Consider the following 26,308-nt stretch of genomic DNA (forward strand, 5'->3'; position numbering starts at 1 on the left):
AATACTAAGAATAACTTAAATTGTTATTTTCTTTCGGCACCCTAATCTAGAAAATAGTCAATGCTAGTAATCAATAAGGAGACTTTATGGAAGTTAAATTAGATAAATATCAAAAAGAAGCTGTTTATATAAAAGAAAAGAATGTACTGGTAGTTGCAGCGCCAGGTTCTGGTAAGACTACAGTAATAATAAATAGGGTTAATCATTTAGTTATAGATTTAAAGGTGAAAATAGGTAATATAATAGTTATAACTTTTACTAGAGCTGCAGCTGATAATATGAGAAATAGATACAAGAACTTATTTAATAGAGATAAGTCACCTTTTTTTGGGACTTTTCATGGATTGTTTTATAAAATACTTTTAAAGGAAGGATATAATATAGCAATTATTGAAGGTGGAATATCCCATAGAATAGTTAAAGCAGTACTAGCGAAGTATTCAGATGAAGTTAGTGAAGATAAAATAAAAGAAGTTTTAAATAATATTTCTACATTTAAAACATCTCTTATGGAAAGAGGGAACTTTATACCGTCCATAAGTAATGATATTTTCGATGAATGCTATGAAGGGTATGAAGGATATAAGAAAAAAAATCAACTTTGGGATTTTGATGATTTATCAATTAAAGTAATAGAATTATTTCAAAATAATAAAAGTATCTTAAAAAAGTATAAAGATATATTTAACTATGTTTTAGTTGATGAGTTTCAAGATTGTGATGATATTCAAGTTAATTTTTTAAAGTTGATTAATGAGAATAATGAACTGTTTGCAGTTGGAGATGAAGATCAATGCATTTATTCATTTAGAGGATCAAGGCCGGAATACATGGTAACTTTCAAAGAATTATTTCCTAAGGGCAAAAAGGTATATTTATCTATAAATTATAGAAGTAAACAAAATATAGTTGAAAATTCAAAGTATGTAATTGAAAATAATGAAAATAGAAATAAAAAAGAAATTAAGGCGTTTAATGAAAGTGATGGGATAATAAAATATTCAAAGCCTTACAGCGAAACAATGCAAGGTGAAGAAATTGCTACGATTGTGAAAGAATCTTATGATAATATAACTGAAAATGCAGTGTTATATAGAACTAATATGGAAGCTAGAAGCATAATAGATGTTTTTACAAAAAGAAAAATAGAATTTATCTTATTGGATAAAGGATATAATTTCTTTGAACATTTCATATGCAAAGATATTTTAAGTTATCTTAGATTGGCTATTGATATAAAAGATAAGGCTAGCTTTGTACATGTTATAAATAAACCATTTAGATATATAAGTAAAAGCAGTCTTGAAAGTGTTAAATCAAGTTTTGAAGATAACAATCCTTTTGATATTCTTATAAATAAAAAAGATACTCCACCTTTTCAAGCTAAAAAGCTAAATGATTTAAAAAAGGAAATTCAATATTTAAATAAACTATCTCTAGGATCTGCAATTCAGTATATAATTTCTGATCTTAAATATAGTGAGTATTTAAAAAACTATGGTGAAAAATATAATCAAAGTATAGATGACTTAGAGGATGTTTTAGAGGAATTTAAAAGTGCAGCAGAAGGTCTTAGAACAATAATAGAACTATTTGGACATGTTGAAAATGTTAAGGAACAAATAGAGAAAAGTAAGGGTAATAAAGAGGGCGTAATTCTTTCAACTATACATGGGGTAAAAGGAATGGAATTTAAAAATGTATTTATGATAAATTGCGCAGAAGAAACATTGCCACATAAATCCTCAATAGAAAAAAATTTAGAAGAGGAAAGGCGATTGTTCTATGTTGGAATTACAAGAGCAATAAATAACTTATATCTTTATTCGCCAAAAACAATAAGAGGACAATTTAAAGAATCATCAAGATTTATAGCAGAAGGAAACTTTAGCAAAGAATCGGAAGTGGATCATTATGGATTGAAAATCGGAGATTATATTCATCATAGAACTCATGGTGATGGAAAGGTAGAAAATATTGAAGGCGATAAGGTTCGTATAAACTTTGATGTAGATATTATAAGATCTTTTTCATTAAAGGTTTTAATGGAAAATAATTTAATAATAATTGTAAGTTAAGAAGATGAAAGAAAACAACAAATTATTTGCAAAAAGTCCTTTATGTAATGATTTTTCATTTTTATAAAAGGTGTACAAATAAGACTTTACACTTTGTGTTCAAAGAAGTATATTAGATAATAGTAAGTCATATTAAAAAGAATGTGAGGTAAAATCATATGAATAAACAAGAAGAGAAAGAATTAAGAGCAGAGATTAAGGAAGAAATTATAAAATATACAGTGAAATCTGAAGGTGTTTTACAAGTTGAGTTTGAAGAATATATATTAGAATTAGAGTTAGAAACTAAAGATGTAACTATAGATAAGATTATAGAAAAAATTATTGAAGACATGGATGAAGAATAGTGGGAAATACAGTAGGGTATCGTAAGATAGCCTATTTTTATACCTATAATTTCATAATTAGCTAAAGAAACCTAGTAATTGATTGAATGTTAAAACTTTATACGATATAATTTTAGTAGGTTTATAGAATTATATAGACCTACTATCTTAATAAAGAAGGTAAAAGAATGAATAATAATGATATGAAATTTGCACTTGATATAGGGACAAGATCCATGATAGGTACCTTAGGTGTGGTTAAAGAAGATAAATTTGAAGTTATATGCGAGAAATATTTAGAACACGAAGAAAGAGCAATGATTGATGGTCAAATTCATGATATAGATCTTGTGGCAAAAGGAGTAAATATTATTCTTAAGCAAGTTGAAGAAGAAGTAGGATTTAAAGTAGATCAAGTTTCAATTGCAGCTGCGGGACGATTTTTGAAGACCATTAACTCTAAGGGAACAATGGATTTAAATATAGAAGAAGAGATAACAAAAGATATTATCAGAAGCTTAGAACTTACAGCAGTAAAGAAAGCTGAAGAAAAAATTAATAGAACTACAAACGGGAAATTATATTGTGTAGGTTATTCAGTTACTAATTATTACTTAAATGGATTTTTGATTTCTAATTTAATAGGTCATAAGGGAGAATCAGTTGGAGTAGAGGTTATAGCTACATTTCTACCGAGGTCAGTTGTAGATTCATTATATACAGTTATGAAGAAAGTAGGTCTTAGAGTTAACAATTTAACATTAGAACCAATTGCTGCTATTGAAGCTGTAGTTCCTAAAAAATTGAGGCTTCTAAATATAGCATTAATAGATATTGGTGCAGGAACATCAGATATAGCAATTAGCTCAAATGAGACTATTTCATCATTTGGAATGGTTCCACAAGCTGGAGATAAAGTAACAGAAGCTATAGCCCAAGAATATTTAGTAGACTTTAATACTGCTGAAAATATGAAAAGGCGAATAGGAATTGATGAAGAAATTACATATACAGATGTTTTAGGATTTGAAAATTCTATTAAATCTGAAAATATAAAAAAAACAATAGAAGCAGTTGTTAAGAAAATTGCACAAAGCATAGGGAGTAAAGTGAAGGAACTAAATGGTAATAAACCACCAAGTGCAATATTCTTAGTTGGTGGGGGAGCACATACTCCAGGTCTTATTGAACAAATAAGTGAAGTTGTAAATTTACCACTTCAAAGAATTGCAATAAAAGATAGAACGGCTGTAATAGACTGTATTAGTAATAATGGACTTGGATCAGCGGGAGTAACAGTACTTGGAATTGCATTAGTAGCACTTAAAAATGCAGGAAATGATTTTATAGATATTATTCTAAATGGATCACCAATAAGCATGTTTAATTCTCATGAACATACTATAATGGACGTGCTACTGCAAGCTGGTATTAACCCATCTATGCTTATTGCTAAAAAAGGAAAAAATATAAGATATACTTTAAATAAAAATAAACGAATAGCATTTGGGGAAAAAGGGGAAAATCCAGTTATAGAGCTTAATAAAACATTAGCAGCACTAGATTATAAGGTTAAAGAAGGTGCAAAAATTAATATTATATTTGCGAAAAATGGAAAAGATGCAAAACCAAAAGTTATGGAACAAATTAAAGAGTTCATGAGTATAAGTATTTATATAAATGATGAGATTATAAACATTGAACCAAAGGCTTTCATAAATAATAAAAGTGTTAAATTAGATGAGTTTATAAAAAATGATGATGTTGTTAAGATAATAATGCCTAAAACCATAGGCGATATTAAAAAGTATATACTTAATAAAGAAACATCATTATATAAATCAGGAATATGTTTAGAAAAAGAATATAAATTAATAGATGGAGAAAGGTTAACTACTAGTAAAGATGTAATAACTACTATAAATCCCAAAATATATATTGATAAAGATAGAGATAACTATTTAGATATAGTTGTTACTGTTAATTCAGAAAAAGTTATTCTAACCGGAAAACAAGAATATATATTTGTAGACATATTTAATTTTATAGACTTTGATTTAAAATCAGCAAATGGGACAATTAATCTTAAACTAAATGAAGAGAATGCAAGCTATACGGATAAAATCAAAAATCAAGATATAATAAAAGTATTCTGGAGCAATTAGTTTAGGGAGGGAACATGATTAATTTCAAAGAAGAAGCAAATACTATAAAAGAAGAGCTAATAATAATTAGAAGAGAACTTCATAAGTATCCTGAAATAGGAATGGAAGAATTTAAAACACGAGAGCTAATAAAAACATTTTTAAAAGATGAGGGAATACCTTTTATAGAGGTTGCTAAAACTGGAGTTTGTGGAATTATAAAGGGCGAAAAACCAGGACCAATTAAAACCATAGCACTTAGAAGTGACATAGATGGGTTGCCAATGGATGATAAAAAGACTTGTGATTACTCATCAAAGATAAATGGAAGAATGCATGCTTGTGGACATGATGCTCATATAGCCATACTCCTAGGCGTTGCAAAAATTTTAAATAAGAATAGAAATTTTTTCAGTGGAAATGTGAAACTTTTTTTTGAACCAGCAGAAGAAACAGTGGGTGGTTCAAGGTTTATGATAGAAGAAGGGGTTTTAGAAAATCCAAGTGTTGATGTGATTTGTGGATTACATGTAGAAGAAACTATAGAATGTGGAAAAATAATGGTCAAAAGTGGTGTTGTTAATGCATCATCTAATCCCTTTAAAATAAAAATAAAGGGATCAGGTGGTCATGGAGCTTATCCTCATACCACGGTAGACCCTATTGTCATAGCAAGTAGCGTAGTGCTTGCTATTCAAAATATTATAAGTCGGGAAGTTAATGCTGCAAACCCAGCAGTTATAACAATTGCTTCAATTCATGGGGGGAAGGCTCAAAATGTAATCCCAGAAGAGGTTAATATAAAAGGGATTATAAGAACACTAATAAAAGAAGACAGAGAGTTTATAAAAAATAGAGTAGTAGAAGTAGTTGAAGGTGTTTGTAAATATTCAAGAGGAACCTGCGAAATTGAAATAGAAGATTCGTACCCATCTCTTTATAATGATGATAATATGGTTAGTATTTTAAAGAGGTCCGCAGAAACTATAATAGGTAATGAAAATATTTTAAATCAGGAAAATATCAAGATGGGAGTGGAGAGCTTTGCATATTTTGCAGAACAGAGACCTTCGGTATTTTATTTCCTAGGTACTGGGAATAATGAAAAACACACGAGTTATCCAGCCCATAGTAGCCTTTTTGATATAGATGAGGATGCAATTGCGGTAGGAATAGCTATTCAATGTCAGTTAGTGTCGAATTATTTGACAATAACTTAAATTAATATTAATCTATAAGAATGGGAAAATATAAATTAGAGTATAAAATGCTAGGAGTGATTTAGTTTGATAATAGGAATAGGTACAAATGAAGCAGGCCAAAGATTAGATAAATTTTTAAGAAAGTTATTAACGGATGTTCCGCTAAGCGCTATTTTTAAAGCTTTAAGAAAAGGTGATATTAGAATTAACGGTAAAAAGCAAAAAGAAAATTATGCTCTACAGTTAAATGATATTATAGAAATAAAATATTTAAAAAGTAATCAAGAAGAAATAAACAAAAAGCCTAAGTTTATAAAAGTAGATGCCACAGGAATGAAGATAATATATGAAGATGATAATCTTATAGTTGTTGAAAAATGGCCAGGAGTATTAATACATCCAGATCAAAAGAGTGAAGAACCAACTCTAACTGATTTTGTATTATCATACTTAAATGAAAAGGGAGCATACCTTCCAGATAAAGAAGTTACATTTACTCCAGCATCATGTAATAGATTAGATAGAAATACTTCTGGAATAGTTATGTTTGGTAAAACTTTTGAAGGTTTAAGAACATTAAATGAAATGATTAGAGAGAGAAAAGTTGAAAAATACTATATGACTCTAGTTACAGGAAAAGTTAAAGATGGAATATACACAGGATATATTAAAAAGAATGAAGATGTAAATATATCAAAAGTATATGATGAAGAAATTCCAAATTCAAAAAAAATAGCTATGGAAGTTAAGACAATTCAAACTAATACAGCATATTCATTAGTGGAAATTGATTTAATAACAGGTAGAAGTCATCAAATAAGAGCACACATGGCTCATTTAGGTCATGGCGTTATTGGAGACAATAAATATGGAGATAAAAAACTAAATTCATTCTTTGCTAGTAAGTTTGGTTTAAATTATCAATTCCTTTATGCTTATAAACTAATATTTAGAGATGCACCAGGAAAAATGGAGTATTTAAATAATAAAACAGTTGCAGCAGCTTTACCTCCAATATTTAAGAAAATAAAAACAGACGTATTTAAATTTAGATAAAAATTTAAGATGTTATAAGATATTAGGGTTATATAAATATTTTGGGAAGGCATCTGAAAAATTAGACTAGTATATTTACTAGTTATTTTTTCAAGATGTCTAAATATAAAGAGAATGGGAATTTATTTTTAGAACTTTGGCAAGATAAGGGGATTCATTATGGAAGAGAGATCAGCAGGGCGTGGGTTTTTAATATTATCAATAGCAGGAATATTAGGGAAAATTTTAGCTGCATTATATGTTCCACTTTTAACAGGACTGATAGGTACTGATGGATATGGAATATATTACAAAGGATATGATGTATTCATATTTTTATTTGCTATAAGTAGTTTTGGCGCACAGCCTGCCATTACAAAAGTTGTTACAGAACTGAGGGTTTTGGGAAATCATAAAGATGCATTAAGAGCTATGAAGTTAGCTAGAAAATATTTGGCTATTGGAGGTTTTTTAATATCTGCATTATTTATGATAATAGCCTTTCCTTTAGCAAATATGGTTAGTAAAGGTAGCGGTGGGTTTACTTTTATGTTTTTAGCACCGGCTATTTTTTTTGCAGCAGTTTTATCTGCCTATAGAGGATATATGCAAGGTATAGAAGATATGCAATCACTTGCTATATCATCTATAATTGAACAACTAGTTAATGTAGTTTTAAGTCTAGTATGTGCATTTTTATTACTAAAAGTAGGTGGCGGTGACAAAGAGTGGGGAAGTGCAGGAGCTACCATTGGTACTTCGCTTGGAGCTATAGTTGCTATTATATATATTATGTATATATACGAAAAGAGAAATTATGAAGATGAAGCTTATGCATTAGATACGGGAAAGAAGAAAGTTTCGGATAAAAAAATAATTAGAAAACTTATTAAATATGGACTACCTATTACATTAGTTGCAGCTATACAAAATGCTGCAGGAATGGTAGATATGTTTACTGTGACAAATAGATTAGAGTTTGCAGGGTTTACAGCAACGAGTGATATGTACGGGACTTTAGGTCAGTATAAAACACTTATTTATGTTCCATTAACAATAGTAACTGCCCTAGGTACATCAATGTTTCCACGGATAATACGGGCATTTGTTGAGCGAAATAAGAAAGATTTAAGAAAACAAATGAGTTATTCATTTAGGCTTACATACATAATAACAATACCCGCAACATTTGGACTTGCGATTTTAAGTAAGGAGATATATGTATTCTTATTTAATAAAACTACTGGATATGAATTATTAATGTTTGGATCAGCAGCTTTAATATTAATGGCTATAACAACTATACAAAATGTTATTTTGCAAGGAATAAATAAGTTTTATTTAATAATGGCAACAGCAAGCCTTGGATTATTAGCTAAATTTATTGCAAATTATTTATTAGTTGGAATTACGGATATAAATATAATGGGAGCTGTTATTGGTAATTTTCTTGCATTTGGAATACCGCTAGTAATAAATCATATTAAGCTTCAAAAAACATTTAAAATTAAAATTCCAATAATAAGACAATCAATAGTGCCATTAATATCATCGATAGTAATGAGTTTTACTATTATTTTTATAAGGATTCCGTTATTTAGAGTATTTAGTATTCTAGGAGTTCAAGGTAGATTAGTAACAGCTATTGGAACAATAATTCTAATGGCTATAGGTGGAGTAGTTTATCTAGTTGTAATGGTGTATTTTGGTGGAATAAGAAAAATAGATTTAGATATGGTTTCTCCAAGGTTATATACACTAATGCCAAGAGGGATAAGAAAGCAACTTGGATAATTTCATTTAAATCCTTAACTTATTTTTTATTTCAAATCTCTAACTATCTAAATTTAAATATTTAATAACATAAAAGACTATTGGTGTGCCCAATAGTCTTTTATGTTATTTTTTTGAAGGTATCTTAGGTTAATGTTGGTATATTTATTAGATACATCTATGAAATTAATCTTCCTCAATACCAAAGAAGCTTAATACTGCAAAAATTGCAAATGTACCTAAAATAATAGTTAAATTTTTAATAATAAATAAATCAGATAAAATAGTCTTAGATAGTATGTTCAAAAATAAGAATGTTAATATAGCAAGTAGTGAAAATATTGCTATGTTATACTTAGATAAATTTAATTCTAGATGTTTTTTCACTTCATACATATTTATAATTAATGTTACTGTTGAGGTTATAAATAATGTTAATGCATAGCCTAAAATATTAATACTAGGAATTCCTATGAAAATATATAAACATACAAGCTCTAGAGCAGCAGTTATTAAACAATTTCTAAGAATTACACCTTGTTTATTTAGTCCATTAAGTATTCCAAAAGTACAACTTGCTGTAAAGAATATAGGAGCACAAAGAGATCCAATTCTAATATATTGTCCTAAATCATCTCTAGAGAAAAACATTATTCCTAAAGAATCTGGAATTATATTGCAAATTATAGTTGTTGCAAGTCCAAGTAAAAAAGCTATTTTAAGAACTTTTTTTATTCGAATGGAAGCATTGTAATACTCACCACGACTTAATGTTTGTGAAAGGTCTGGAATAATAAGTGAGTTTATAGATCCAATTACAATCATAGGAAATCCAATGATTGCAAAAGCCATGCCAGTAAATTTGCCGATCATTCCAAGAGCTACTGAAGATTCAAATCCTGCAGCTACTAATCTATGTGGAACAATAAGTGTGGAAATAGTACCAAAAATGTTACCTAAAAACCCATTAATACATAGAGGTAAAGAAATAATAAGTACATTAAATAATAATTGGGAACGTCTTTCGGGCTTTTCATTAGTTTTAGGAGTGTTACCACATACATATCTATAGTATATGTATAATAATAATAAACTTTGGAGTTCTCCTATGGCTAATGATATATAAGCTAAAGTAACAAGAGAAGTTAAAGTTGTAGCATTAAACATAAAGACTAAAAGACCTATTGTTATTATCCTCATTGCCTTTTCCAAAATATCAATAAAAGAAGGAATAGCTATTTTAGAAACTCCAAAGAAATAACCTTTTAAAATATTTGATAAGGCTATAAACACCATAGCAGGACAAGTAACCCTTATTGCATTAACTGTTCTAATATCGTTAACCCCATATTTACTTATAAAAGGTGCAAGAAAGAAAACTATTATACCTATAATAACTGCCCATATAATATTAAAAAAAGCTACACTTCTAACAGTCTTAGTTAAATTATTCATTTCTCCTTTTGCAGTATATACAGCTGATATTTGAGATATTGCGGCTATAATGCCAGCTGTCATTAGACAAATAAACAAATTGTAAATAGGCATTATAAGACTATAAAGACCCATACCTACAGAACCTAAAGTTTTGGATAAATATATAGAAAATATAAATCCCAGAATTCCAGTTGTTATATTTGATGCAGTTAGCAAAAATGAATTTTTTGCAAAGTTATCCTTTCTCAAAGCTATATCACTCCCTTTATTAAAGGAGGAATATCCTCCTTTGACTAAAAATATACAGCATACCTTGGCTTATTATTTTTTCAGCTGCCTTAATGTTTATTCTAAATAAGATATAATTATGATAATTTTTAATATACAGTAATAATTTGGTTATTAAAAAATATAAATAAGTATAGGATGAAGGAGGGTGGACCATGAAGAAGTTTGTGAAATTTTTAATAGGTTCAATTATAATTGTAACAGTAGCTTTTGGAATTTTTAAATTTACTAGTAAGTATAATTTAGATGTAATTTACCAAAATATAGATTGGTCCATAAATGTTAAGGGTTATGAAGGTGCTAAAAGCTTTGATTATGATGAAGATGGAAATTTATATATAGGCTTTAAAGATACTATTAGAATAATAAATAATAATGGAAAAGATGAAGTAATTATTAAAGAAAATAATTTTGATATCTTTGATATTTTATGTAGTTACAATAGATTATTTATAGCAACAGACAATAGAGTTGTAGAGTATAATCTTAAAAATAATACAAGCATAGATTTGATAAGAGATATACCGAATACTGGCATAAATAAGGAAACGAAGTTGTTAGTAAAAGATAATGTACTTTATTTATCTATCGGAACTAATACAAATTCAGGAATAGTTAATGAAAAAGGTGGTGCCTATGATAAACCAGGAATAGAATTATCTTTAACAGGCGTTAATTATGGGGAAAATAAAACCGGTATTTTTTCACCTTTTGCAGTAAATACAGAAAAAGGTGAAAAGGTGAAAGATAATAAACTTGGAAATGGCTCTATAATGGCTTATGATTTTGAAAGTAAAAAAACATCTATATACGCTCATGGGCTTAGAAATATTAATGGATTTGATATTGATAGTGATGGGAAAATAAAGGGAATAGTTGGTGGTATGGAAGATATAGGACCAAGGCCTATTAAAGATGATAAGGATTATATATATGAATTTAAGAAAAGCGCTTGGTATGGATGGCCAGATTATAGTGGGGGAGACCCCATAACTTCACCAAGATTCACAGATGGCAAAAAAGTAGATTTTTTAATAGAAAATCATCCGACTAAAACCCCATCAGCTCCAATATATCAGCATATAGATGTGAAATCATTAAAAGGGTTTGCAATAGATACAACAGGAGAATTCTTCTTGAAAGATACAATGGTGTTTGCAGATAATAAAGAAGGTCGTTTATACGCGTTAACAAATGATGGTATATTAAATGAAATAATTGATCTTGGAAACAAAAGTAATATAGAGAAAATTAAGTTTTATAATGATTCATTTTATGTTTTAGATAGTAAATTGGGATGCTTATATAAGCTTCAGCCTAAAAATCAAGAGGGGGTATTTAACCTTCCAATAGAGATTTGGTTATTTATAATTTCATTATTAATAGTTTTATTAGTATGTGGTATATTTAAGTTTAACAAAAAATCTAAAATAGTCAAAAATTAATTTTGTGGAATAAATACAATTAAATAGGTGAAAGTAGTATTATAATTATGTAAGTTCAAAATTATTTAAATAAAGGAGGTTTATGATATGGTACATGAAATTGATTATGAGATTCATGGAAATGAAATGCAATTTGTTGAAATTGAACTAGATCCAAGAGAAACTGTAGTTGCTGAAGCAGGAGCAATGTTAATGATGGATAACAGCATCGTTATGGAAACAATATTTGGAGATGGAAGTGAAAAAAGTGAAAGTGGTGGACTTTGGGGTAAGCTTGGAGCTGCAGCAAAAAGAACTATAACTGGTGAAAGTCTATTTATGACTGCATTTACTAACAGCGGTAATGGAAAGGAAAAAGTTTCTTTTTCAGCACCTTATCCAGGTAAAATTATACCTATGGATTTAAGGAATATGGGTGGAACTTTAATTTGTCAAAAAGATGCTCTTTTATGTTGTGCAAAGGGAATTAGTATAGGCATAGCCCTTACTAAGAAGTTAGGGACAGGTTTCTTTGGAGGCGAAGGCTTTATTCTTCAAAAACTTGAAGGTGATGGATTAGCATTTGTACATGCGGGTGGAACTATAATTAAGAAAACTTTAGCACCGGGCCAAATACTTAAAATAGATACAGGATGTTTAGTTGCTATGACTCAAAATATAAAATATGATATTCAATTTGTTGGAGGCTTTAAAAATGCTGTGTTTGGCGGAGAAGGATTATTCTTTGCTACATTAACAGGCCCAGGAGATGTATGGATACAAAGTCTACCATTTAGCAAGTTAGCATCTAAAGTGTATGCATCTGCACCAAGAGGTGGCGGTAAATCAACAGATCAAGGAAGCATACTTGGTGGTTTAGGAAGTTTATTTGAAAAATAGTTAGATATGTATGATTTTTAGGTAAAGGAAAGACCGGCGATTTGAATTGCTGGTCTTATTAAGTAACACATTAATATTCTTTAATTCTTATTTATAAATTCGTCTACAGTGGTATATGATTCAATAATAACACCATTGTCCTCAATTACTTTTACAAAGTCTTTTTGTAACTGAATTGCTCTTTCTTTGAATTTATTTAGTTCTTTAGCATTATAGGAACTCATTAAATCAAATTTGTTTAACCCATTTTCTATTGAAGCTGCATTTAATTCATCCTGAAGGCATGTACCTGAAATATATGCTAAAACATAATCACCACTATCACAAGATACATAAATTTTATTCCATTGGGAAATAATCTCTTTATATAACTCGGCTAAGTCCTCATAGTTGGCTTTTTTTTCGTTTTCTTTTGGGTTTTCAATTTTACTATTTAAAAAAATTCTTGTGTTCTGTATCATTTTATAACAATAATTTTTGATTTCTTGTTCCGAGTTTGATTCTACAATAGACTCATACATTAATATAAAATCATCGGGTACACTTTTAAAGTTCTTTAAGTCTTCCATTTGTTTCTTTAATCCAAAGATGAAATATGTTTGATTTATATAAGCTACAACATTAGATAAAGACATTGCTATCTTTCCAGCTAATGTCCTGATATCACACATAGAATCTTCAAACATTATTGTTTCATAAAGACTAATAGAACTGTCTAGCTCTTTAGAAGCTTTTTCTAACATAAAATCTTTATTATTCATATTTTTATTTAATTTATTTTGTAATTCTTCAAATCTATGCTTATCTTCCAAAGAGTTACAATAAAGTATATTCACATTAGCGAGAAGTGGTGTTAAACACTCTTGTAGCTCTGCCAGGCCTTCAACTCTTTCCCAAGACATAGGAAATAAATCAAATCCTACTGATTCCACAATAAATGTTGTGCACAATTCATATGCACGTTCTGTTTTAGGTATAAAATAGAAATCTACATCTGACAGTGAATTAGCAGTACCGTTTACATAGGAACCATAAGAAAGTAAAAGGCTAACATCATCTTTATAATTGTTTTCAATTCTATTAATTGCCCATTTAATAATACTATCATTTCTTTTGTTCATAAGCTCACTCCTTTTTTTACAATATTTAACGATTGCTATTTAATTATACATAAATAAAAGTAAAAGAAAAAGGATTTTTGTATTCTCAAAATAAAAAAATAGATATTACATAAAATATAAAAAGTAATGTTAATAATTGTAAGCAAATGGTAATATAATATATATGTAAGTCATTTGAAAAAATATCGACTAGATATATATTTTTTTAAAACATATAAAGGAAAGGGGAGAAGTAAAATGGGGAAAACAATGATACTTAATTTATCAGATGTAAAGTTAAAGGGTGATGTTTTAGATGTGGGGGAAAGTTTTGGTGTAATATATAATTTGTCTAAGGATGTAGAGGATGAAGTAGCGGTAGATTATATAGGAAGTGAGCAAAGACATCTACTTACTATGGAAGACTATGATACCTGTACGATTTTTTTTCATCTAAGCAGTATGTGGAGCATGAATTCAAGAATAAATTTAATAAAAGAAGTAACTAAATATTTAAAAGTTGGAGGAGAAATTTGTATTTGGGATATAAACAAAGAAGTTGGAACTGTAGTTAATAATAAGATAAATGCATTATTACCTTCAGGTAAGGTTCAAGAGTTTGAGTTTAAGAATATTAATCCACTTTGCAAATCAAATATAGAAGATACAAAAATAATGCTTGAAAAATCTTATAAAATAGAAGAAACTAAACTTTGGGAAGAAATTTATTATATTAAAGCGAAAAAATCCCAAGGCAGCAAGAAAAACAAGAAATTACAAATTAGTTAACATAGGCATCTTTTAAAATAATCATAAGGGATCATAAAATAAGTAAAGAGTGTAACACCAAAGGCGGGCAGGGCCAAAAGAAAAGAATACTGACTAGTTATTTATTTGGAGATCCTAAAGAAGAAGCCTTGATTTGATTATAAAACAAAGAAAGGAAGGTATTATATGAAAGTTTTACTTACAGCTATTAATTCAAAGTTTGTACACAGTAACTTAGCTGTTAGATATCTAAAAGCATTTACTAAAGATATGGACTACACAGCACAAATAAGAGAGTTTTCAATAAATGATAGGGAGGAAAATATCCTAGAAGAAATAATTAAAGAAAAGCCAGATGTAGTAGCTTTTTCTACTTATATTTGGAATATAGAAATGATAAAAAAACTATCAAACCTTATAAAAATTGTTGATAAAAACATAGAAATTATTTATGGTGGACCAGAAGTATCTTATGATAGCAATAAAATACTTGGAGAATTAGTTGGAGATTATATTATTGAGGGTGAGGGTGAAAAGACTTATAGAGAATTTATAGAATATAAACTTGGCAAAAAAAGTATTAGTAGTATAAGAGGACTTTATTACAAAGAAAATGGAGAGGTTATTGCAAATGGAAAAAGACCATTAATGAATATGGATGAAATAATCTTTCCTTATGAAGAAAATGAAAATTTGGATAATAAAATAGTATATTATGAAGGGTCAAGAGGATGTCCTTTTAATTGCAAATATTGTTTATCATCCACAACTCATGGAGTTAGATTTTTAGATAGTGAAAGAGTTAAAAAAGAACTTAAATTCTTTATTGATAAAAAAGTTAGATTAGTTAAATTTGTTGATAGAACATTTAACTGTAACCATAAATTTTCCATGGCTGTTTGGGAGTTTTTAATTAATGAAGAAACAAATACTCAATTTCATTTTGAAATATCAGCAGATATATTAAAATCAAAGGAATTAGAATTATTAAGAAAAGCACCAAAAGATAGATTCCAATTTGAAGTTGGAGTTCAAACCACAAATGACGATGTACTTAACAGAATAAATCGTTTTGTTAACTTCAGTGACATAAAAGAAAAAGTTTGTGAGCTTCTTGAAATAAAAAACATAAAACAACATTTAGATTTAATAGCTGGGCTCCCAGGAGAAAATTATAATTCCTTTGAACGATCATTTAATGAAGTTTATATTATAAGACCTGAGGAAATTCAGTTAGGATTCTTAAAATTACTTAAGGGATCTTCTATGAGGGAAGAAGCACATTTATATGATATGAAATATTCACCGTACCCTCCCTATGAAATACTAAGTACAAAAGATATAAGTTATGATGAATTACTAATACTTAAGAAAGTTGAAGGAGTAGTCGATAAATATTATAACTCTCAAAAATTTAATAATATTATTAAATACTTTATTCCAAAATTTAAAAATCCATTTGATTTTTACTTAGCCTTAGGAAATTTCTTTGATAAAAAAGGTTATTTTAAAAGAAATATTGGAAATAGTGAGTATTATAAAGTATTTTTAGATTTCAATTTGGAAATATTAAAAGGAGATAATTTTATTTTAGGAGATATTTTAAAATTTGATTACTTAAGTTTTAATAAAAAGAGAGGAATGCCAGATTTCTTAGAAAGACCTTTAACAAAAAATCAAGAACAAGAGATAAAAAGTCAGCTAAGAGGTAAATATTCTCTTAAAGACTATCAACTGGAAATTTTTAGCGTAAATATTAATAAGTTTATTAATGAGGGGGAGATAGTAATGGAGAAAACTTACTTCTTGTTTGCTCATGAGGGTGAGGTGATTGATGTTACAAGTCAAATTTGTTAAAAAACAGAATGGCTTTGAATAGCTAGAAAAAGTGTATATATAATCAAAAAAAAGAGTTATTAACTAATAATTTAAAACAAAAGTATTGAATTATTGTTAAAAAAGTGTATAATAGTAGAAGAAAAAGTATTTAATACTATATAAAGTATTAATACATATATTATTTGTAATTATAGCAAAAGGTGGTGAGATTTTGGCGTTAGAAGCAATAAATGAAATTAAAATAGCTGAAACAAAAGCTGAGGAATTAATTTTAGAAGCTAAGGCTAAAGCCAGAGAAATTGTTCAAAGTGCTACCCTTCAAGCAGAAGGAGAGTATAACAAAATCTTAGGAATTGCAAAAGCTAATAAGGATAAACTTATAGACGATGCGATTAAACAAGGCGAAAAGGATGCAGAACCTATTTTAATAAAAGGAAATAAAGAAGTAGGTGACATTAATAATATGTCACAAGAAAAGAAAGATATGGCTATTAAATTAGTTGTTGAGAGGATAGTGAAGATTCATGGCAATAGTTAAGATGAACAAATTCACTTTGCTAACCTTTGAATCAAAAAAAGAAGAACTTCTTAGTAAAATACAAGGATTTTCAAATGTAGAGTTTGTTAATTTGCAAGATGAGGACCTTATAGAAAAGAATGAAGTACTTCAAAACCTTTCAAAGGATGATGTTGATTTAAAATGTGCAAAATATGAAGAAAATTTATCAAAGGCTAAATTTGCCCTAGAATTTCTAAAGAACTACATGCCTAAAAAGTCTGCAATTAAAGCAATGCAAGAAAGTAGAGGAATATTAACCCTTGATGAATTATCCCAAAAAGTTGAAGAATCTAATTGGGAAACAATTTATGATAAGGTTAAAGGAAAAGAACAACAATTAGTTGAATTAGAAGCTAAAGTTGTTAAATTACAAGGTGAAATAAAGCTTCTACAACCCTTTGAAACATTAGATACAACTTTTGATTCAATAAAAGAACTAAAAATGGTATCTCATTTTATAGGAACAATTGCAAAGCAATATGAAGAGACTTTACTTGAAAATTTATCTAATGAATATATTGAGATAATATCAAGAAGTAGCAACGATACCAATATCTTTATTTTAACAAACAAAGAAGATGAAGAGAAGGTTTCAGAAGTTCTTAGGGGATATGGATTTAGTGCTTTTAAGACAGAACAAAGAGAAGTGCCAATGACACTAATAACTGATTTTAAACATGAAATAGAAGAATTAAAATCAAAAAAATTCTTTATGCAAGAAGAATTATCAAGCTTTGATAAAGAAATGAAAATTATGGAATTGGTTTATGAGTATAATAACAATAAAATTATGATACAAAAAGAATATAATAACTTCTTAAAAACAGAAACAATAGTTACTATTCAAGGGTGGAACTGTATAGAGAATAATGAAGAGTTAAAATCTATATGTGAAGAAACTATTAAAGATGAATACTACTTAAATTTTGAAGATGTTAAAGAAGAAGAAATTGATATTGTGCCTATTAAGCTTAAAAATGGAGCACTGGGAAAAGCATTTGAACAAATAACAGAAATGTATAGTTTCCCTAAATATAATGAATTAGATCCAACACCATTTTTAGTACCATTCTACTTAATATTCTTTGGTATGATGGTTGCAGATGTTGGATATGGTCTTATAGTGCTTATAGCATCAATGCTTGCACTTAAAGCTTTAAATTTAGATGAAGATAAAAGAAATTTTGCAAAGTTCTTTTTATTCTTAAGTATTCCAACAATAGCATTTGGGCTAATGTACGGATCTTTCTTTGGAGATTTAATAAAGTTTAAAGGATTAATAGACCCCGCACGTGATGTTAATACTGTGCTTATATTGTCTCTAGTACTTGGAATTATTCAAATATTCGTTGGGCTTGGACTAAAAGCATATACATTAATTAAACTAGGAAAACCGCTAGATGCCTTCTATGATGTAGGATCATGGGTAATTACATTAGTATCAATTGGCGTAATGGCACTTGGACCAATGTTTGGACTTCCAAAGATTGTTACAACAATAGCAATGGTTACAATGATATTTGGTATGATTGTAATTGTGTTAACAGGTGGAAGAAGCGAAGAATCAAAGGGTGCTAGAATAGGTCAAGGTATATATTCATTGTATGGTATTACAGGATATATAGGAGATTTAGTATCATATACAAGACTTATGGCACTAGGACTTGCCGGTGGATCTATAGCAGGAGCGTTAAATCTGCTTATAGGACAAATGCCAGGTGTAGCAGCCATAGTAATTGGACCTATATTATTTATATTAGCTCATACCTTCAATTTATTATTATCATTACTTGGAGCTTATGTGCATACAGCAAGATTACAATATGTTGAGTATTTCTCAAAGTTTTACGAAGGTGGGGGAAAACCTTTCACACCATTCAAAACTTCAGATAAATATGTAAAAATTAAAAGGAATTAGGAGGAATTAATAATGGAAATGTCATGGATTAAGTTTTTTATTGAAAATAACGGTGGAATTATATTTGCAGCATTAGGTGTTGCGTTAGCAGTTGGATTATCAGGTATAGGTTCAGCAAAAGGTGTTGGAATAGTTGGTGAAGCAGCTACAGGATTAATAACAGAACAACCAGAAAAGTTTGGTAAGGCATTAGTGCTTCAATTATTACCAGGTACACAAGGTTTATATGGATTCGTTATAGGGTTCTTAGTATTTAATAAGATGGCTTCAGGAATGCCTTTTGAGCAAGGTTTATACTTATTATGTGCTTGTCTACCAATAGCCTTCGCAGGATTATGGTCAGGAATAGCACAAGGTAGAGTTGGAGCTGCAGCTATTCAAATATTAGCTAAAAGACCAGAACATAATACTAAAGGTATCGTTTTAGCAGCAATGGTTGAAACTTACGCATTACTTGGATTCGTTATATCATTCATGTTAGTAAGCAAAGTGTTTTAAGATTGGAGAGAAAAAATTATGTCAAGTTTAAATAATATAATTTCTAAGATATTAAAAGATGCAAAAGACAAAAATGAAAATATCGTATCTACAGCAAATGCAGAAAAAGATATTATAATTTCAAAAAAAATAAATAGTGCTAAGGAAATAGAGTCTGAAATGGCTAAGAAATCTCAAATAGAAGCTAAATCAAGAAAAGAAAGAATTCTATCTGCAGCAAAGCTTAAAGTTAGAGATAACAAGTTAGGTGCAAAACAAGGAATTATTGAAGATATTTTTAAAACAAGCATAGATAAGCTATGTTCTAGTTCAAAAGAAGACTTCAAGAATTTTATTTTGAATTCAGTGCTTTCAATTAAAGTAGATGGAGATGAAACTTTAATAGTTAATGAAGCGAGTATGAATATCATAGATGAAGCTTTTATAAAAGAATTAAATGAGGCATTAAAGGCTAAAGGAATAAATGGAGACATTAAATTAAGTTCTCAAACTAGAGAATTTAATGGTGGATTTATCCTACAAAAGAATGGGATAGAAATCAATAATACTTACGAAGCTCTAGTTGATTCGCTAAGAGAAGAATTAGAGTCTGAAGTAGCTGGTGTATTATTTAATTAAGGAGGCAACAGATGGATGTAATGCAATTTACCAGAGCTGTGTCAAGAATATGGGTATTAGAAACCAGACTCCTTGATAAGTCCAAAATAGAAAGAATGATTGAGACTAACTCTGCAGATGATGCATTAAGGATACTTGGGGAAACTGAGTATGCAGGTGTGATGTCAACTGTTAAGAGAGCTACTGATTATGAAGAAGTATTAAGTGCTGAGCTAAAAAGAGTATATAATCTTATGTATGAACTTTGCCCAGTAAAATCTGTTGTTGAGCTGATGAGTATTAAATATAATTATCACAACTTAAAGGTAATCTTAAAAGGGAAGTTCCTTGGAAAAGATTTATCTTATATGTTTATAGATTTAGGAAATAAAGATTTACATGAAATCAAACGTAAGATTGATAATGAAAATTATAAAGACCTAAGTGAAGAACATAGAGTAGCTGTAGAAGCAGTTGTGGCTGATTTTGAAGTAACAAAAGATCCTCAAAGAATAGATATCATTATGGATAAATATATGTTTGAAAATATGGTTGAAATAAAAAATGATCTTAAATACCCTTTTGTAGATAAGATTGTAAATGCTTTAATAGATTCAACTAATGTTAAGACATTATTAAGAATAAAGAGGCAAAATAAAGATAGAGATTTCGCTTCTTTAGTAATGATTTCTGGAGGAGCTATTGATAGGGATAATTTAGTAGCATTAATTAATGAATCACCAGAGAACATAATAGTTAGACTTCAAAGTACAATTTATTCAGATATGATTAAAGAAGGAATTGAAGGATATATAGCTACAGATTCAGCAAATCTTTTAGAAAAGTTAAGCGATAACTATGTTATGGCACTTATGAAAGATTCGAAACTTGTTACCTTTGGACCAGAGCGAATATTATCATATATTTATGCAAAGGAAACAGAAATTAAAATAATAAGAATTATAATGGTTGGCAAGCTTAATAATATTGCTGAGGAAGTAATAAGAGAAAGGCTGCGTGATATTTATGTATAAGAAAATTGGAGTTGTTGGAGATAAGGATTCAGTTTTAGCATTTAAAGCTTTAGGCATAGATGTTTTTCCAGTAGTTGGAGCTGATGAAGCTAGAATAGCTGTAGATAGATTAGCTAAAAATGATTACGCAGTAATATTTGTAACTGAGCAAGTGGCACAAGAAATAGAAGAAACTATTGAACGTTACACAAAGCAGGTACTTCCAGCTGTAATATTAATTCCAAGCAATCAAGGAACATTAAACATAGGTATGAAGAAAATAAGTGATAGCGTGGAAAAGGCTGTTGGCGTTAATATTTTATAGGAAGGTAGGTTAGAGAGTTGAAGACCGGAAAAATAATTAAAGTTTCAGGACCTTTAGTTGTAGCTGGAGGTATGGACGAAGCTAACATATATGATATGGTTAGAGTTGGTAATGCAGGACTTATCGGTGAAATCATTGAAATGAGAGACGATAGAGCATCTATCCAAGTTTACGAAGAAACTACAGGAATAGGACCGGGAGATCCAGTTGTTACAACAGGAGAACCTTTAAGTATAGAACTAGGACCTGGACTTATTGAATCAATGTTCGATGGAATACAAAGACCACTTGATGCAATAGAAAAGGCAACTAATTCACCATTCTTAAAGAAAGGTGTTTCAGTTAAATCTTTAAATAGAGAAAGATTGTGGGAGTTCGTACCAACTGCTAAAGTTGGAGATATAGTTGAAGCTGGAGATGTTATTGGAACAGTTCAAGAAACAGCAGTAGTACTTCATAAAATAATGGTACCATTTGGTGTTAAAGGAGCTATTAAAGAAATAAAGGCTGGGGAATTTACAGTTATAGAAACAGTATGTGTTGTAGAAACTGAAAAAGGCCCTAAAGATTTAATGCTTATGCAAAAATGGCCTGCAAGAAGAGGTAGACCATTTGCAAAAAAAATGAAACCAGAAGCGCCAATGGTTACAGGACAAAGAGTTATAGATACATTTTTCCCAATAGCTAAAGGCGGAGCCGCTGCAGTACCAGGACCATTTGGAGCAGGTAAAACAGTTGTTCAACATGCTATAGCGAAATGGGGCGATAGTGAAATCGTTGTTTATGTTGGATGTGGAGAACGTGGAAATGAAATGACAGACGTTGTTAATGAGTTCCCAGAACTTATTGATCCAAAGACTGGTGAAAGTTTAATGAAGAGAACAGTTCTTATAGCTAATACTTCAAATATGCCAGTTGCTGCTAGAGAAGCTTGTATATATACTGGTATCACAATATCTGAGTATTTTAGAGATATGGGATATGCAGTTTCAATAATGGCTGATTCAACATCAAGATGGGCAGAAGCCTTAAGAGAAATGTCAGGTAGACTTGAAGAAATGCCAGGGGATGAAGGATATCCAGCATACCTAGGTTCAAGACTTGCTGATTACTATGAAAGAGCTGGTAAAGTTACTTGTTTAGGTACAGATGGCAGAGAAGGTTCTATCACAGCAATTGGTGCTGTATCACCTCCAGGAGGAGATATATCTGAGCCAGTTTCACAAGCAACACTTAGAATAGTTAAAGTTTTCTGGGGACTAGATGCACAACTTGCATATAAGAGACATTTCCCATCAATTAATTGGTTAAATTCATATTCATTATATGAAGATACTATAGGTACATGGATGAATCAAGAAGTAGCTTCTGATTGGGCAGAATTAAGACAAAATGCAATGTCTATTCTACAAGAAGAATCAGCACTTGATGAAATAGTTAGACTTGTAGGTATAGAAGCATTATCAGAAAGAGATAGATTAAAGCTTGAAGTTGCTAAGTCAATAAGAGAAGATTATCTTCAACAAAATGCTTTCCATGAAATAGATACTTACTCTTCTCTTGCTAAGCAATATAAAATGCTTAAGTTAATACTTTTATTTAGTAGTGAAGCTGAAAGAGCTTTAGATGCAGGCGTTTACTTAGATAAGATATTAAAATTAGATGACGTAAGAGATAAAGTAGCTAGAAGTAAATATATCCATGAAGATGAAATTTCTAAAATGGATAATATTGCAGAAGAATTAAAAGCTGAAATAGATACATTAATCAAGGTCGGAGGGGTTCAAAATGCTTAAAGAATATAGAACAGTAACTGAAGTTGTTGGACCTTTAATGGTAGTTGAAGGTGTTGAAGGCGTTAAATATGACGAATTAGTTGAAATTGAACTTCAAACTGGTGAAAAAAGAAGAGGTAAAGTTCTTGAAATTAATGGATCAAAAGCAATGGTTCAAATTTTTGAAGGTTCTTCAGGAATCAACTTAAAGGGAACTAAAGCTAGATTCTTAGGTAGACCACTTGAACTTGGTGTATCAGAAGATATGCTAGGAAGAATATTTGATGGTATGGGTAATGCAATAGATGATGGTCCTAAGATAATACCAGATAAAAGATTAGATATTAATGGAGAAGCTATAAACCCAGTTTCAAGAGATTTTCCATCAGAATTTATTCAAACAGGTATTTCTGCAATAGATGGGCTAAACACTCTAGTTAGAGGACAAAAGTTACCTGTATTCTCAGGAGCAGGGCTTCCTCATAAAGAGCTTGCAGCTCAAATTGCAAGACAAGCGACAGTTTTAAACTCAAGCTCAAGTTTCGCAGTTGTATTTGCAGCTATAGGAATCACATTTGAAGAATCTCAATTCTTCGTTGATGAATTCCAAAAGACTGGTGCAATAGATAATGCAGTTTTATTTATGAATCTTGCATCAGATCCAGCTATCGAAAGAATAGCAACTCCAAGAATGGCATTAACATGTGCTGAATATTTAGCATATGAAAAAGGAATGCAAGTTCTTGTAATTATGACAGATATAACAAACTATGCGGAAGCATTAAGAGAAGTATCTGCAGCAAGAAAAGAAGTCCCAGGAAGAAGAGGATATCCAGGATACCTTTATACAGATCTTTCTACTTTATATGAAAGAGCTGGAAGAATTAAAGGAAGAGAAGGGTCAATCACTCAAATTCCAATACTTACAATGCCAGAAGATGATAAAACTCATCCAATTCCAGATTTAACTGGATATATTACAGAAGGACAAATAATTCTTTCAAGAGAATTATATAAAAAAGGTATAATGCCTCCAATAGATGTTCTTCCATCACTTTCAAGACTTAAGGATAAGGGAATCGGTAAAAACAAAACAAGAGAAGATCATGCAGATACTATGAACCAATTATTCTCAGCATATGCACAAGGTAAACAAGCAAAAGAATTATCAGCTATCTTAGGAGAGTCAGCTCTTTCAGATACAGATAAGAAATATGCTAAATTTGCAGAAGCTTTTGAAGAGCAATATATTGCACAAGGATTTACATCTAATAGAAGTATAGAAGAAACTTTAAACCTAGGATGGAAATTACTTAAGATTCTTCCAAAGACTGAGCTTAAGAGAATTAGAGATGAATACCTTGAAAAGTATATGCCAAAGGGAGATGAAGAGTAGAATATGGCAATATTAAATGTCAATCCTACTAGAATGGAAATGACTAAGCTGAAGAAAAGATTAATTACAGCTACTAGAGGTCATAAACTCCTGAAAGATAAGCAAGATGAGCTTATGAGACAATTCATTAACTTAGTTAAATACACAAATGAGTTAAGAAAGTCAGTAGAATTTGAACTTGAAGGTTCTTTAAAGGATTTTGTTATGGCGAGAGCCGTAATGAGTTCAGAATTCTTAGAAGAAGCAGTTGCCTATCCTAAGGAAAGTATTTCAGTTGAAGTAGGAACCAAAAACATAATGAGTGTTAATGTTCCCAAAATGACTTTTAAAAGACAACTTGAAGGGGATGAAGGAAGCATATTCCCATACGGTTTTGCAAGTACATCATCAGAACTAGATGATGCTATTTCAAAACTTTATACAATACTTCCTAAATTACTTGAACTTGCAGAAGTAGAAAAATCAACTCAGCTTATGGCTGATGAAATAGAAAAAACAAGAAGAAGAGTTAATGCACTTGAGTATATGACAATTCCTCAACTTCAAGAAACAATTAGGTATATCCGAATGAAACTTGAAGAAAATGAAAGAGGCGCTTTAACTAGATTAATGAAAGTTAAAGAAATGATAGAATCAAGATCATAATTTTTTTTAGGAGCCTTTAGGGCTCCTTTTTTTGTGGAGGTAACTTGGTATCTGGTGGGTTAATAATTTATACTCGGTAAATAGAATACTGATTTGTTATTAATTTAAATATACTAAGTGTCCCCAAGGATTAATTCTTGGGGATATTGAGTTGATGATTTATATTGTTTAAATATTGGACAATGGGTATAATAATACATAGCACTCAATAGAATAAAAAGGAGGTTATCATATGTCAAAAGAGTATATACTAAAGGCAAAGGATGTTACACTCGGAATAATAACATATAATGAAATTGAGGATAGATTTTCCTTTGGAGCAATAAATAAAAAAGATAATTATAGATTATACCCTGTGCGATTTTATGGATTAGAACCACTAGGGACTTTAAACCTTGATAAAATAGTAACTGATGATGATATAAGATGTTTCCTTGAAGATAGAACATATCCAAGAAATAGACAAGGGCTATCAGAAATATTAAGAGAGTTAAATATGCAAGAATGGAATCTAGTTGATTTTTGTGATAAGACAAGAATGATAAATTTAATGGACTACTATTGGTTAGCTCGTAATGAAAAAGAATTAGCTCATAAATTTATAACGAGAGAATAACCGTGATGTAACCTGGTAGCAAGTTCGGTCATTCTTCCCTCACAACGGGGTCAGACCTTTGTAAGAAAATGGATAGGGTTTAAGAGCAAGCTCTAAGTCTGTGGTCCTAGCCTCCAGACTGGGCTACGCCCCCGCAGGTTTTAAATATTTTAAGGTGCAAGCATGTGAAAACACTATAGGTTTATAGTATTGGATGCATTTTAAACCAGGATAATTCCCTAAATTTAATATCAATATACAAACAAAAGGTGTTGCAATAATGATATGATACCTCCAAAGTAGACATGGTAAATAACCAAAATCTACTTTGGAGGTATTTTTTATGGGACGGAAATATAAGTATACTCCCGAAGATAAAATTCAAGCAGTTGAGGATTATCTATCGGGTATCAAGGGCATCTATCAAATATGTACAGAATTAGAGATTCGTTATAGTTGCAATAGAGGCGGTATCATACGTAACTGGGCTAAGAAATATCAAGAATTCGGAGAATCAGTGTTTTATCATAAACCACATAATAAATCTTATTCTTCAGCATTAAAACTTAAAGCAATTGAGGAATATTTTGATGGAAAGTTATCTCAAGAAGATATTTGCACTAAGTATGAAATTCGTAGCACTAGTATTCTACAAAGATGGATTAAGAAGTAT

General features: G+C 29.8%; 23 protein-coding genes. 21 read left to right on the forward strand and 2 right to left on the reverse strand.

Going from position 1 to position 26,308, the window contains the following annotated elements; translation table 11 throughout:
* Positions 1-86 precede the first annotated feature (86 nt).
* From BLS77_RS09780 to BLS77_RS09805, 6 genes are all read left to right on the forward strand, one after another.
* Positions 87-2,078, forward strand: coding sequence for an ATP-dependent helicase (locus BLS77_RS09780; RefSeq protein WP_089968876.1), 1,992 nt, complete (start codon positions 87-89; stop codon positions 2,076-2,078).
* A 158-nt stretch (positions 2,079-2,236) separates the two neighbouring features.
* A complete protein-coding gene (locus BLS77_RS09785) occupies positions 2,237-2,425 on the forward strand; it encodes a hypothetical protein (protein WP_089968878.1) in 189 nt (62 codons plus the stop codon).
* 167 nt (positions 2,426-2,592) lie between these two features.
* Positions 2,593-4,569 (forward strand): cell division protein FtsA, encoded by a 1,977-nt coding sequence (locus tag BLS77_RS09790; protein ID WP_089968881.1) that lies wholly within the window; start codon positions 2,593-2,595, stop codon positions 4,567-4,569.
* 14 nt (positions 4,570-4,583) lie between these two features.
* A complete protein-coding gene (locus BLS77_RS09795; protein ID WP_089968884.1) occupies positions 4,584-5,768 on the forward strand; it encodes a M20 metallopeptidase family protein in 1,185 nt (394 codons plus the stop codon).
* A gap of 66 nt (positions 5,769-5,834) precedes the next feature.
* Positions 5,835-6,806 carry an RluA family pseudouridine synthase gene (locus BLS77_RS09800; protein ID WP_089968887.1) on the forward strand — a complete coding sequence of 324 codons (972 nt, stop codon included), beginning with the start codon at positions 5,835-5,837 and terminating at the stop codon, positions 6,804-6,806.
* 159 nt (positions 6,807-6,965) lie between these two features.
* A complete protein-coding gene (locus BLS77_RS09805; RefSeq protein WP_089968889.1) occupies positions 6,966-8,579 on the forward strand; it encodes a putative polysaccharide biosynthesis protein in 1,614 nt (537 codons plus the stop codon).
* Positions 8,580-8,744: 165 nt separating this feature from the next.
* On the opposite strand, the gene spoVB is transcribed toward BLS77_RS09805, so the two are convergent.
* Positions 8,745-10,244, reverse strand: a complete 1,500-nt coding sequence (gene spoVB, locus BLS77_RS09810; protein ID WP_089968892.1) for a stage V sporulation protein B — start codon at positions 10,242-10,244, stop codon at positions 8,745-8,747.
* Between the two features lie 194 nt (positions 10,245-10,438).
* Here spoVB and BLS77_RS09815 point away from each other — a divergent pair, with 194 nt between their 5' ends.
* Both BLS77_RS09815 and BLS77_RS09820 read left to right on the forward strand, forming a co-directional pair.
* Positions 10,439-11,728, forward strand: a complete 1,290-nt coding sequence (locus BLS77_RS09815; protein ID WP_089968894.1) for a PQQ-dependent sugar dehydrogenase family protein — start codon at positions 10,439-10,441, stop codon at positions 11,726-11,728.
* A gap of 87 nt (positions 11,729-11,815) precedes the next feature.
* Positions 11,816-12,607, forward strand: coding sequence for a TIGR00266 family protein (locus BLS77_RS09820; RefSeq protein ID WP_089968895.1), 792 nt, complete (start codon positions 11,816-11,818; stop codon positions 12,605-12,607).
* Positions 12,608-12,687: 80 nt separating this feature from the next.
* On the opposite strand, the gene BLS77_RS09825 is transcribed toward BLS77_RS09820, so the two are convergent.
* Positions 12,688-13,728 (reverse strand): hypothetical protein, encoded by a 1,041-nt coding sequence (locus BLS77_RS09825; RefSeq protein WP_089968897.1) that lies wholly within the window; start codon positions 13,726-13,728, stop codon positions 12,688-12,690.
* A gap of 237 nt (positions 13,729-13,965) precedes the next feature.
* On the opposite strand from BLS77_RS09825, the gene BLS77_RS09830 reads away from it, so the two are divergent.
* From BLS77_RS09830 to BLS77_RS09890, 13 genes are all read left to right on the forward strand, one after another.
* The gene (locus BLS77_RS09830) at positions 13,966-14,496 is read left to right on the forward strand and encodes a hypothetical protein (protein WP_089968901.1); all 531 of its coding nucleotides are present in this window, start codon (positions 13,966-13,968) and stop codon (positions 14,494-14,496) included.
* A 165-nt stretch (positions 14,497-14,661) separates the two neighbouring features.
* On the forward strand, positions 14,662-16,332 hold the full coding sequence (locus BLS77_RS09835) for a B12-binding domain-containing radical SAM protein (RefSeq protein ID WP_089968902.1): 1,671 nt from the start codon (positions 14,662-14,664) through the stop codon (positions 16,330-16,332).
* 193 nt (positions 16,333-16,525) lie between these two features.
* Positions 16,526-16,852: an ATPase gene (locus BLS77_RS09840; protein ID WP_089968905.1), complete on the forward strand. Its 327-nt coding sequence runs from the start codon at positions 16,526-16,528 to the stop codon at positions 16,850-16,852.
* A complete protein-coding gene (locus tag BLS77_RS09845) occupies positions 16,839-18,791 on the forward strand; it encodes a V-type ATP synthase subunit I (RefSeq protein WP_089968907.1) in 1,953 nt (650 codons plus the stop codon). Before BLS77_RS09840 ends, BLS77_RS09845 begins: the two co-directional genes overlap by 14 nt.
* Positions 18,792-18,803: 12 nt before the next feature.
* A complete protein-coding gene (locus tag BLS77_RS09850) occupies positions 18,804-19,289 on the forward strand; it encodes a V-type ATP synthase subunit K (protein ID WP_089968910.1) in 486 nt (161 codons plus the stop codon).
* A gap of 18 nt (positions 19,290-19,307) precedes the next feature.
* Entirely contained in the window at positions 19,308-19,907 is a 600-nt protein-coding gene (locus BLS77_RS09855; protein WP_089968913.1) for a V-type ATP synthase subunit E, read from the forward strand.
* Between the two features lie 11 nt (positions 19,908-19,918).
* A complete protein-coding gene (locus BLS77_RS09860; protein WP_089968915.1) occupies positions 19,919-20,920 on the forward strand; it encodes a V-type ATP synthase subunit C in 1,002 nt (333 codons plus the stop codon).
* On the forward strand, positions 20,913-21,224 hold the full coding sequence (locus BLS77_RS09865) for a V-type ATP synthase subunit F (RefSeq protein WP_089968950.1): 312 nt from the start codon (positions 20,913-20,915) through the stop codon (positions 21,222-21,224). Before BLS77_RS09860 ends, BLS77_RS09865 begins: the two co-directional genes overlap by 8 nt.
* A gap of 17 nt (positions 21,225-21,241) precedes the next feature.
* Positions 21,242-23,020, forward strand: coding sequence for a V-type ATP synthase subunit A (locus tag BLS77_RS09870; protein WP_089968918.1), 1,779 nt, complete (start codon positions 21,242-21,244; stop codon positions 23,018-23,020).
* Complete coding sequence (locus tag BLS77_RS09875) at positions 23,013-24,395, forward strand: V-type ATP synthase subunit B (RefSeq protein ID WP_089968920.1); 1,383 nt, start codon at positions 23,013-23,015, stop codon at positions 24,393-24,395. The genes BLS77_RS09870 and BLS77_RS09875 overlap by 8 nt, the downstream gene beginning before the upstream one ends.
* A 3-nt stretch (positions 24,396-24,398) precedes the next feature.
* Positions 24,399-25,040, forward strand: a complete 642-nt coding sequence (locus BLS77_RS09880) for a V-type ATP synthase subunit D (RefSeq protein WP_089968923.1) — start codon at positions 24,399-24,401, stop codon at positions 25,038-25,040.
* Positions 25,041-25,272: 232 nt separating this feature from the next.
* Complete coding sequence (locus tag BLS77_RS09885) at positions 25,273-25,656, forward strand: hypothetical protein (RefSeq protein ID WP_089968924.1); 384 nt, start codon at positions 25,273-25,275, stop codon at positions 25,654-25,656.
* A gap of 322 nt (positions 25,657-25,978) precedes the next feature.
* Positions 25,979-26,308: helix-turn-helix domain-containing protein (locus BLS77_RS09890; RefSeq protein WP_139164838.1), on the forward strand; the 330-nt coding region annotated here is incomplete at its 3' end.

The sequence above is a fragment of the Clostridium gasigenes genome (assembly GCF_900104115.1).
Classification (GTDB): Bacteria; Bacillota; Clostridia; order Clostridiales; family Clostridiaceae; genus Clostridium; species Clostridium gasigenes.